We start from the raw sequence: 10,459 nt of genomic DNA, 5'->3' as shown, positions 1-10,459 counted from the left end.
TAAAGCAGTAATTTCGTCTGAGTAATACATAAATTATGTTAGGATAAATGATTCAAATCAACAAATCATGGGCGACATAAGAATAACCAAGTAGGTATACTATTTGACATCCATACCGAAACATGAACCTATTCATATTCACTCATTTATTTATTATACATCGCTGATGTTATTAAATTTTCATTCCTTAGTTGGGATAATTTCAACGAATCAGGAGACTTAAAGACACAAGTAGAAGCATTTAAACGATTCACCGGATTTTACCCTGAATCAATTCATGTAGATCGGATATATCGAACGGAAGAAAATAGAATTTGGTGCAAATAACTCGGCATCAGAATGAGCGGTGTCTGTCTAGGAAGACCTCCCAAAGATCTGAGCAAATCAATAAAAAAACAAGCTCAATCAGACGAGAGAATTCGTAACTTAATTGAGGGAAGATTTGGAGAAGCTAAAAGAAGATTTAGCCTCGGTAGAGTGATGGCTAAACTTAATAATACTTCTGAAACAAGTATCGCTATAAATTTTCTGGTGATGAATCTTTCTGCCCAGAAGAAGGCAGGCTTTTTGGCTTTTTTTCTGTCTATTTCATAACAAAAACCTTTTTGGATATTTTTGGGCTCCAATCATTGGTAAAAGCTATGTTTCGTCATCATAAAATTGACAAAACTTATATTGCCGAGGCGATCTCGAATTGACTTATCTTTCTCAATGCTGTTTTCTGACTTTTTCAGCAAGCCCTACATACCTTTATGAATTGTCAAATGGCAATTCATCAAACAGCGAATCAATATCACTATCCGAATTCGCAACAGGGGGCGAATTAGGGCGAGATTCCGGGGACTTAACAGAATTCACCTTTGCTACAGGTAACTTGGCCACAGATTCAGATTTTTGTAACTTAACTACAGGTAACTCCCCGCCATTTTCGCCATTTTTCCCCGTTTGATTCCACATCATCATTCCCAGTAAACCGTCAACCAAACCGCCGCCGCTACCGTTGCCGCTAACCGCAACATCCGGTACAACTCGCACATGACTGTCACCGATAATTTGCATTAACTGCAAAGCCGTATAACCGGAACCGCCCAAAGCCACAACACCCGCGCGATAAGCTTCAGCTTGAGCATTTCCTTTCACTCGAATAGATTCAGCTTCGCCTTGAGCTTGTTTCACCTGAGAATTCGCTTTTAACTCAGAAATCATCACACCTTGTTCCGATTTCACCATCTCTTGCTGGATCTCAGCTAAAGCAGTTTCCCGCACCAATTGTTGTCGCTGAGTTTGTGCTATTTGCTGCACGTCATAAGTCTTGCATTGTTCCTCTGCAATTTTGCGATCGGTTTGAGTTTGCATCAACTCTGCGGGTGGCAAAATATCCCCGATCAAAGTATCAATTGCTTGCACGTCGTAGGTACGCAAAGCTGCTTTGATATACTCGGCTGCTTCCGCTTGCCGATCGCTCCGGGCGGAGAGAAAATCTAACACAGAATAAGATTGAGCCGAATTGCGGAAATAATTGCCGATTGTCGGCTGCAAAACGTGGTCAACTAAGTTCTGCATCGAACCGACGCGAGAGATGACTTTCGGAGCATCTAAAGCGCCGACGTGAATGATTTGAGCTACTTCTAAATCGAAGGCAAAACCATCTCTAGAACGTACTGTTAAAGATGAAAGTTGAGAATCGTAACTGTGTCTTTCTATTTTGCTCGACCAATTCAAAACAATATTGGTAGTTGGTACTAATTCTACTTTCAAAATGCGAGTGTTCAGCGGATGTTTGCCCGGATAAAGCGGAGTTACCCACACCCCTTTATTCCCGACATTTACTAAGTTGCCGTGAGTGAAAGCAGCGCCGCTGACATCTTCCGAGGTTTGACCCACATAGGAAATCACGGCGCCGACATAGCCGATCGGGATTTCGGTCATCGGCACTTGGTCAACCCCGACAAACCAAGGATTTAAGTTCCACGAACCGGAAAGCAAAACCTGTTCCTGCAAACCGCGCCGCCCGCCAGCAGTGATAAATTTTTGCGAGTTTTGGAAGTTGTCATGATTCGGAACGATCGGGCCGGCAATTTCGCCATCTTGAATCGGAACGCCGTCATAAGTGGTGACAATTCCTACTTTATCCGGGGCAATCGTGTACAGTTTTAACTGTTCGGCTGTCATCCCGTGTTTGGGAGAATTTGCTGCTGTAATTACGGTAAACAATGCCGTGTTAATTCGATAGCTGCCACCAGTCAAAATTCCGAGTTGTCTCCCTTTTTCGCCGCCGCCTTTGAGGAATTTGCGAGCATCTTGAAAATTGTCGCATTCTGTGATTTTGCCGAGAATGCGCTGCGGTGGATTTGACTCGCCGCCTGCTGCGATCACCAGACCAATTTCGCCTTGGGGAACTATCGTCAGAGATTCTTTGCGAACGTTGTACTGCAAAGGCCAATAACCCCAATGCCAACCGGGGGGTAAAGTATCAGCTTGATATCCAGCTTCTCCGTTTAAGGCAATTAAATCGCCTGGGGGTAAAGACTTGCCGCCAAAGCTAAACTTTTTACTGACAATTCCGACTTCGCGATCGCCAATTACGACTAATCCGCCAAAAAATAGCGGTAGCACTAGAATAACTATCATACCGCCGATCGCGATCGGGATAAATCCACCCCCATCGAGCTGCATTCTCTGCACGGGAACAGTGGTACGCAACTGCCCTAGCTGCAACCTAGAATCAGGTTTTGCTGCTAGCTGAGTCGAGGTTTGTGTTAGGGGGATATCGCCAGCAGCCGTTACTGGCGAGGGTTTCAAAGTGGTAATTGCACTGAGAGCTAAAGATGCAGAAACAGCGGCTGCTAAATGTTTTAAAACCCGAATGTTGAGTTGAGATTTAGGCAAAAGTGAATAAAGCATTTTTTTCATACAAGCTGTAGAGTCTTATTACATCCAGCTTAGCCTTGATTCCAAAGTGGGTACATAAAACTTATTGAAATTCTGCGGTTATTTTTGTGCGAAAACAGGTTTTCCAGTCAATACAGACTGTTTGATAATACCAGCCGATCGCTTGACTCTCGGGCGATCGCTCTTTTTTAAGATGACTTTCTTAAAAGTTGTTTGATAAGATAGAAAGTAACCGCAATTCTATTGTTTGCCATGACGCTGAAAGAATTAGAGCCTCAATTGCTGGCACTCTCTGACGACGAAAAAGCTCAAGTGGTTCAACTGCTATCCCAAGGGAAAATTAGTCCTTGGCGCGGTATTGAAAAAACGCCTGGTGTTTGTGGTGGCAGTGCCTGCATTGCTGGAACTCGCATCACCGTTTGGGGGCTTGTAGAAGCTCGTCGGATTGGCTATAGCGAAGCCGATTTACTCACAAGCTATTTATCGCTATCTGCTACTGATATTGCCAACGCTTGGGCTTATGCTGAAGCCTTTCCCGATGAAATCGAAACCGAAATTCGGGAAAACGATGAAGTCATGTACGAGGATTTGTAGCAGATGGCACGTCTCTATGCCGATGAGCAATACCCCTATCCTGTTGTAGAATTACTGCGAGCTTTAGGTCACGATATTTTGACTGTCCAAGAAGCAGGCAGAGCTAATCAAGGAATTCCTGACTCGGATGTTTTAGCTTTTGCCAGTAGCGAAAAACGTGCCGTGATTACTGAAAACCGTAAAGATTTCTTTCGGTTGCATCGCATACAGCCCCTTCATGCTGGCATTATCGCCTGTACGAACGATCGCAATTGGGAAGCGCTGGCTAACCGAATCAATGCGGCTATTACAGCAGCAGAATCTTTGGAAGGTAAACTGATTCGTGTTGTTCGTCCTGCTGTGTGACGGTAGTTACTAATTTGTAGGGTGCGTCGCTGAGAAAAGAAACCGGGTTTTTATCGAATCTGTCGGCTGCGACGACATATCTGGGCAAAAACCCGGTTTCTAGGGCTTCACGCGCAAGTCCTATTTAAACAAATTGACCGCTTGTCGTCGATCGCACGCGGCGAATCCCAATCACCGAAGGCATCGGCGATCGGCGCCTGTCATTCTCAATATTACTCGGCCACAAACTGCCGCGAGCAACAGTCCGAGTTTGATTGAAAACAGCACCACTCAAATCCAACATTTCAATTTGGCGGCTGAGTACAGTACCATCATCGATCGGGCAATCTTCCCCAGGATGCTGCACCGCAAGCAACAGCGTATCTCCCACAAAAGTCGGGCCCGTCATTTCGCACCGATTCGGGCCGTAAGCAAACGGAATTACACTTCCTGCATTTGGGCCGTTCGTTGGAATGTAAAACAGCCAATTGTTGCCGAAAACACCAGTAAACTCTGACACATTGCCCGTTTTTTTATGGTCGATCGTCGCTTGTTTTGCCGCAGCACCGACATCAAAACCATTGTGCGTGCTAGTAGACATATCGGTGACACCCCAAATATTACCTTGAGTGTCAAAAGCCAAATTGTCTACACTAGCAAATCCCGATCCAGCCACAGAACCAGCCTCTCCACCTTGAGCAAAACGCTGCCAGCGGAAAGTCAAACCCGCACCGTCGGAACTATCTTCAATAATTTTGTAAATTCCTCCAGACTGCTGGGTGCTATTGAGGGCGGCAGTGTATTTAGCAACAGTAAAAATGCGAGAATCTGGATAACCGTCGCTACCCGGTGCGGCGTCAGTATAAGCAATGAAAACTTCCTTGGTAGTAGGATTAATTTCCAAATCTTCCGGTCGCGCCGTCGGAGTGCCACCAATTAAATTAGCAGCTAAAAAGGCATCAACTAAAACTGCACCTTGGCTGGTATAGAAATTAGCCAGACTTTTATTTCTGTAGCCAGCAAGTGTTGTTGCTTCATTAGTTATATCCGCTACAAATGAACCACCATCTTCAGTTTGACCTGCAATTCCGGCGCGTTTGGGTAAGCGAGTATTAGCATCTCTTTGAGCTTTGCCAAAACTTGCTAATTCCGCTTCGCCAAGTTTACTAGGACGTATCGGATTCGTCGGGCTATTTAATGCTAGTGGCAACCATCTTCCAGCACCGTTACGGTTGTATTGGGCGACGTATAAAGTGCCATCTTCAAACAAGCGGCTGTTGCTTTTATCTGCGGGATTGGTGACAGTACCGTTGCTAACAAATTTCCAGGTGTGTCCGCCGCGCCGATCGTCTCCCATGTACACTACTAACTTGCGGCCTGCTTCGGCGCGAATCGCGACGTTTTCGTGGCGGAAACGGCCTAAAGCGGTGTGTTTGCGGGGGCGGAAATTCGGATCTTGGAGATCGACTTCTACCATCCAGCCGTATTTTTCGCCGACTAAGCCGAATTCTTCGCCCGTCGTGCCCTTGGCGTAGCCCGTTTGGCCGCCGTTGGGTTTGACGTTTTCCTGAACTCCGACGAAGAATAGTTCGCTACCTTGGAAGTTTTCTTCGGCGGAGAGGATTGTTCCCCACGGGGTTGTGCCGCCGGAACAGTTGTAGGCTGTACCGACGATCCGGTTTCCGAGCCCGTCGCTGTTGACTTGGGCGAAGACTTGGGTGGCTGCGGGGCCCGTACCTGTGAGATATTTGTCGTCGCCTCGTCTGGTTCCCCAGGAGGTGACATCTTTGTATTTGTCCGCACGCTGGCTGTTGATTCCGAGGCCGGAAAGTCCGTGAATGCGTCGGTTGAGGGAATCGCGGGCGATCGCCCTAAAGCGTCCATCAGCTTGTTTGGTGATGCGGACGATCGATCCACCGAGATTGTATAGAAATTCGCCGAGGGTAGCGCGATTTTTTACGGATAAGTCTAAACCGAGGACAGCGCGATCGGTTGCGGGGAAAGATGCCACATCTGCCGGCGCTTCCGGTGCCACTTTCGACATCGGGAAGGATATGTATTCGTGGTTAACCCAGAGATAGCCATCGTCATTGCTGCCGCGAATCTCTACGAAGCCGGTGTAGTCGTTGTTGTAGCCAAAATAGTCTGCCGAATCGGGGAAAACTCGATCGCCCCAGCGAAGAATCACGTACCGTTCGTATTCCGGCGGGACAACCACATCGTCAACTACGTTGTAGCTGGTTAATCTAGTATTTTGCGAGGCCGCCATTACCGTACCCTGTCCGTTCAATGCAGTAGGCATAAAGCTCGACAATTCTTTATAAACTGGCAGTGGATGAGGTAGTCTTAACGGAGTGAAAGATAGAGGACTTAAGGCAGCTTCGGCCGAGGTGGAATTGATGCCGAATAGTTTTTCAGTGAGTTGAGGCGCAAGCACAGTCGTAGCTGCACTGCTACCGAAGAAAATTAACAGTTGTCGGCGAGTTATTTTAGACATAAATTCCTATTCAACCCAACATCCCTAATCATGATTTACCTAGAAATTTATCACTGTTAAATTAAGGGAAGTTAACCTTAAGGTTAATTAAAATTGGGAGATATTTAGGTTAACAAAAGGTTAACTGTTGTCTGTTAACTGTTGTCAGTAGTAACCAATAACCAGTAACCAATAACCAATAACCAATAACCAATAACCAATAACCAATGCCCCATGCCCCATGCCCCATGCCCCATGCCCCATGCCCAAATTCTTCAATCATCTCGAAAAGCCGGATCGTTTTGTCGGGATGCAGGCCGGCTGGGGGCGGGCACGTTAATAGTTTGCGATCGCCCTGAATTTCCCGACGAAATATAGCTATCTCTGAATCCCAGCAGGTATTGAGAATCAGCAAAATATCTAGTCCACTGTTCGATTCTCGAATCTTTCTGCCACTGGCTGCGGGATACTCTCGATCGCAAAACCGGAACTCTTTGTCGGCTGCGATCGGCTGTAATGATGATGGTAACTTCTGTTAACGCCGGATTTTCTTGAAACTCGCGGGCGATCGACAATGCGGCTAAATCTTCCGCCTGCTGAACTAAACCCGCGAAAGATTGACTATCGTCCGAATTTAAGGTAAGGTACGTTTCCTTAGCTTCTGCTAAACCGATCGATACACTTGTTGTTAAATTGATAGTTACTAGAATGACGGCAGACAAGAGGCGACGGTGCAAATTCATTAATCTTTCAACTAAATACTGACATTTGTCAATGATAATCAATAATAATTAACACTGAATTAAGCTGAGATTAAAATAATAAGGTCTACCCCGCGTTACTCAGAAAGTAACTAACAATAACCAATAACCAACAACCAATAACTAATAACCAATTCCCAATGAAATCAACAAAATGTGCGATCGCCCTTGGCAGCAATTTAGGCGACTCCCTCGCCACGCTCAAAAGCGCGATCGCAACTCTCAACAACACCCCCGGAATCGCCGTAAAATCCCATTCTAGCTGGTATCAAACCGCCCCCGTAGGGCCGCCGCAACCCGATTACATTAACGCCTGTGCCATCCTAGAAGTTACGCTACAACCACAACAATTGCTAGCAACTTTATTAGAAGTTGAAATAAAATTTAATCGGATTCGCCGCGAAAAATGGGGGCCGAGAACCCTCGACCTGGATTTGCTGCTGTACGATGATTTAATCCTAGAAACTCCGACACTGACTTTACCTCATCCCCGGATGACCCAAAGAGCTTTTGTATTAGTACCTTTGGTAGAAATTGCGCCGGATTGGGCGCATCCTGTGACGAAAAGTGCGATCGGCCAAATCCTGAAAACCGCAGACTGTTCCGGAGTGCAAAAAATGAAAGTGTAGAAAATGAGCAAAATTCAGGGCGGCGATCGCCTATGATGTCAAATCCGTTGGCATCGGAATTATGTAGTGCGAGCGTCCCGCTCGCGATTTGGGTAGCGAGCGGGACGCTCGCACTGACAGCATCCAAATTATTATTCCGATGCCACCGGAAACGATATCATGTCTTAAATCGGTGCAATCAAACATTATTCGCTTCTCACTTATGTCGATCGGTCAAGAACTACCCCAACTCCTCAAACAGCGCCTATTTTACCAAGGGCGCAAATTCAACTTTGATGTAGCCAGCCTCCGCCTTCCCAACGGTTCCGAAGGCGATTGGGAATGTATTCGCCACCCAGGCGGAGCACTAGCAGTTCCCGTTACCCCCGAAGGTAAACTCGTCTTGGTGCGACAATACCGCTTCGCCGCCAAAGGGCGGATTTTAGAATTTCCCGCAGGTACAGTCGAAATCAATGAAAACCCCGCCGAAACTATCAAACGGGAAATCGAAGAAGAAACCGGATATCGCGCCGGAAAATGGCGGGAATTAGGCAAATTTATGCTAGCACCCGGTTATTCTGACGAAATCATTTATGCTTTTTTAGCACAAGATTTGGTCAAACTAGAACAGCCGCCAGAACAAGACGATGATGAAGACATGGAGACAGTTTTATTCACTCCAGAAGAATTAGAAAAAGCTATCTTAGCCGGGGAACCAATTGATGCGAAATCTATTTCTAGCTTCTTCTTAGCGCGTCCTTTTTTGACTTAAAGCAAAGTTGTTCAGTTGACAGTTGACAGTTGACAGTTGACAGTTGAGGAAGGAAGAGGATTGGAGTAATAAATAGTCTGATTTTAATTTATCCCGATCGGGGAGAGGCTTTCAACCAATTCTTTCTGGTAACCAGCCCCCGGATTCATTGATTCGCATCTTGAACCGGGGGAATGAGCGGGATAGAGACTATGAAAAGCTCTGCATTCTAACAATCCCCGGCTCGATCCGTGGGAGTCAATCTAAAATCTAAAATCTAAAATCTAAAATCTAAAATCTAAAATCGAATGTCTGATTTAATTTTATTTTGGCACCGTCGCGACTTGCGTATTTCTGACAACATTGGACTCGCAGCAGCACGCCAGCAAAGTCCGAAAGTAGTCGGGATTTTTTGTCTCGATCGCAATATACTCGATCGCGATGACGTAGCGCCAGCCAGAGTTACCTACATGATAGGTTGCTTGGAAAAACTCTCCTCACGTTACAGCGAAGCAGGCAGCCAATTACTAATAATTCAAGATGACCCGCGTATGGGAATACCGAAATTAGCCGCGGCACTTAATGCTAAAGCAGTATTTTGGAACAGAGATGTAGAACCCTATGCAAATGAGCGCGATATATCCGTATCAAACGCCCTCCAACAAGCAGGAATAAAAGTTAAAAACTTCTGGGATCAAGTTCTGCACGCCCCGGACGAAATACGGACTGGTACAGGGAATCCCTACACAGTTTATACACCATTTTGGAAAAAATGGAATAGCCAACCGAAAGCCCAAGCTGTAGAGACACTGCCGATAAATTATCCGCAATTAATGACGGGATTAACCGCAGAAGAACAAGAAATAGCCAACCAAACAGGTGCCATGAAAACACTGCCAACGGCCTTGAGTTTGGGATTCATTTGGGAAAATCCATTAGTAATAGAACCCGGAGAAGGTGCCGCGCAAAAAAAATTAGAAGAATTTTGCGAGAACGCTATTTACGAATATCAAGAACAGCGCAATTTCCCCGCAAATAAGGGTACATCAGAACTCAGCGCCGCCCTCAAATTTGGTGCAATAGGCATCCGCACTGTTTGGCAAGCTACCCAGATAGTAATGGACACTTGCCGCAGCGAAGAAGCCTGCACAAGTATCCGCACTTGGCAACAGGAAATAGCGTGGCGGGAATTTTACCAACACGCGATGTATAACTTCCCTGAATTAGCAGATGGCCCCTACCGTAAAGCATTCAAAGACTTTCCCTGGGAGAACGATGAAAAGCTGTTTCAAGCTTGGTGCAGGGGCAAAACTGGCTATCCAATTATTGATGCGGCAATGCGGCAGTTAAATCAAACAGGTTGGATGCACAATCGATGTCGGATGATAGTTGCTAGTTTCCTCACCAAAGATTTAATTATTAACTGGCAGTGGGGCGAAAAATACTTCATGCAAAAATTGATTGATGGCGACCTTTCTGCTAACAATGGCGGCTGGCAGTGGAGTGCATCGAGTGGCATGGATCCGAAACCTTTGCGAATATTCAATCCCGCCAGTCAAGCTCAAAAATTTGACCCGGAAGGGGAATATATTCGGCACTGGGTTCCAGAATTGCGCCGAGTGGATACTAAGCTTTTGCTAACTGGAAATATTTCGCCTATAGAACGTCGGCTGCTTCATTATCCAGATCCGATTGTAGATCACAATCAACAGCAGCGCAAGTTTAAGGAACTTTTTAAACAGCAAAAAATCGTTGAGTAGATGATTTTTTGTTTGTAGTGAGGACTTTAGTTTTTTTAATAGGTGTTCATTATTAGGTACGTTGTTGCGCTTCAGCGCTCTTTATCTATCAATGAGGTTTACTTAAGATTTTCCTTCGAGAGGAACGAAGCAAACTGTATCTATTTTTCATAGAAGTTTCACGAGTAGCAATCTTAAGTGAACCGTATTGCTTGATATATAAGAAAGAGCGCTGAAGCGCAACTACGTACCTTTGACTACCAGTTTTCAGTTAACTGTATTGCTCTATATATAAGAAAGAGCGCTGAAGCGCA

8 protein-coding genes and 1 pseudogene are annotated in these 10,459 nt (G+C 45.6%); 6 read left to right on the top strand and 3 right to left on the bottom strand.

From position 1 onward, the window contains the following. Positions 1-189 precede the first annotated feature (189 nt). A pseudogene (locus JGK07_RS09190) lies at positions 190-594 on the top strand (transposase); the annotation flags it as partial. A gap of 156 nt (positions 595-750) precedes the next feature. On the opposite strand, the gene JGK07_RS09185 reads toward JGK07_RS09190, so the two are convergent. Further along, positions 751-2,904: an SPFH domain-containing protein gene (locus JGK07_RS09185; RefSeq protein WP_293193159.1), complete on the bottom strand. Its 2,154-nt coding sequence runs from the start codon at positions 2,902-2,904 to the stop codon at positions 751-753. A 240-nt stretch (positions 2,905-3,144) separates the two neighbouring features. Between JGK07_RS09185 and JGK07_RS09180 the strand changes: the two genes are divergently transcribed. Beyond that, positions 3,145-3,486, top strand: a complete 342-nt coding sequence (locus JGK07_RS09180; protein WP_293185394.1) for a DUF433 domain-containing protein — start codon at positions 3,145-3,147, stop codon at positions 3,484-3,486. A gap of 3 nt (positions 3,487-3,489) precedes the next feature. Beyond that, the gene (locus tag JGK07_RS09175) at positions 3,490-3,831 is read left to right on the top strand and encodes a DUF5615 family PIN-like protein (RefSeq protein WP_293185393.1); all 342 of its coding nucleotides are present in this window, start codon (positions 3,490-3,492) and stop codon (positions 3,829-3,831) included. Between the two features lie 124 nt (positions 3,832-3,955). On the opposite strand, the gene JGK07_RS09170 is transcribed toward JGK07_RS09175, so the two are convergent. Continuing rightward, positions 3,956-6,307: a PhoX family phosphatase gene (locus JGK07_RS09170; RefSeq protein WP_293241666.1), complete on the bottom strand. Its 2,352-nt coding sequence runs from the start codon at positions 6,305-6,307 to the stop codon at positions 3,956-3,958. A 254-nt stretch (positions 6,308-6,561) separates the two neighbouring features. Further along, positions 6,562-7,029, bottom strand: a complete 468-nt coding sequence (locus JGK07_RS09165) for a hypothetical protein (RefSeq protein WP_293185391.1) — start codon at positions 7,027-7,029, stop codon at positions 6,562-6,564. A 158-nt stretch (positions 7,030-7,187) separates the two neighbouring features. Between JGK07_RS09165 and folK the strand changes: the two genes are divergently transcribed. From folK to JGK07_RS09150, 3 genes are all read left to right on the top strand, one after another. Next, on the top strand, positions 7,188-7,676 hold the full coding sequence (folK, locus tag JGK07_RS09160) for a 2-amino-4-hydroxy-6-hydroxymethyldihydropteridine diphosphokinase (protein WP_293185390.1): 489 nt from the start codon (positions 7,188-7,190) through the stop codon (positions 7,674-7,676). 202 nt (positions 7,677-7,878) lie between these two features. Then, positions 7,879-8,427 (top strand): NUDIX hydrolase, encoded by a 549-nt coding sequence (locus tag JGK07_RS09155; protein WP_293152783.1) that lies wholly within the window; start codon positions 7,879-7,881, stop codon positions 8,425-8,427. A gap of 287 nt (positions 8,428-8,714) precedes the next feature. Next, entirely contained in the window at positions 8,715-10,166 is a 1,452-nt protein-coding gene (locus JGK07_RS09150) for an FAD-binding domain-containing protein (RefSeq protein WP_293193161.1), read from the top strand. Positions 10,167-10,459 lie beyond the last annotated feature (293 nt).

Origin of the sequence: Microcoleus sp. PH2017_24_DOB_U_A, assembly GCF_020738205.1 — a bacterium.
Classification (GTDB): domain Bacteria; phylum Cyanobacteriota; class Cyanobacteriia; order Cyanobacteriales; family Microcoleaceae; genus Microcoleus.
This window is presented reverse-complemented; position numbering and strand designations above follow the sequence as displayed.